The organism is Prevotella conceptionensis 9403948 (assembly GCF_000312305.1).
In the GTDB taxonomy this organism is placed as follows: domain Bacteria; phylum Bacteroidota; class Bacteroidia; order Bacteroidales; family Bacteroidaceae; genus Prevotella; species Prevotella conceptionensis.
Genome location: NZ_HE999524.1, coordinates 1 through 668 on the forward strand (window position 1 = coordinate 1; position 668 = coordinate 668).

Annotated in this window: 1 protein-coding gene; it reads left to right on the top strand. The window is 48.5% G+C overall.

The features are described from left to right. A partial coding sequence (locus BN93_RS16085; protein ID WP_019189290.1) for a sigma-70 family RNA polymerase sigma factor occupies positions 1-466 on the top strand: 466 nt, incomplete at its 5' end. Positions 467-668: the final 202 nt, after the last annotated feature.

Here is a 668-nt window from a genome sequence, read left to right on the forward strand (position 1 = left end):
ACGCTTGCTGGGTACTGTTGATGTAGACGACGTGCTACAAGGGGCGTTCTTGGAGTTGTGGAACAGGCGTAACGACATCTCTACGGCTGCTCATGTGCGTGCATTTACCTACCGAACGGTGTACACGCAATCGCTTAACGTGCTAAAACATCGTGCTGTGGTGAACCGATATTCGGCCACCGTTGTTGATATGGAAAGCAAAACGGCAGCTTTACTCTCGCCCGATGCTTGCGATGTGGCCTTCAACATGGCCTGCAAAGAACTAAGCCACAAGCTTACCACCGCCATCGAGCAATTGCCGCCCAAAAGCAAGGAGGCTTTTACGCTTAGCTATCTGCACGACATGAAGAACAAAGACATTGCCCAAGAGATGGGCATCTCGGTGCGAACGGTGGATGCGCACATCTACAACGCGCTGAGAACACTGCGAACAAAACTGAAGCTGACCGACCTTAACACCGACTGAGAGAAGGAAGCATTGACGTACCACGAAGACATGCCCACGGCTGGCTTAGCCCCGAACTACATTGATGCTTAAAAACCAAAATACAAAAACAACCGTCCTCGCAAAGGAACACGCCCTAAACATCTAAAACGACAACACTATTGCGGGGAAACTCCCCAACAAAGTATTTATAAAACTATAAACAATGAAAAGAAAATCTACA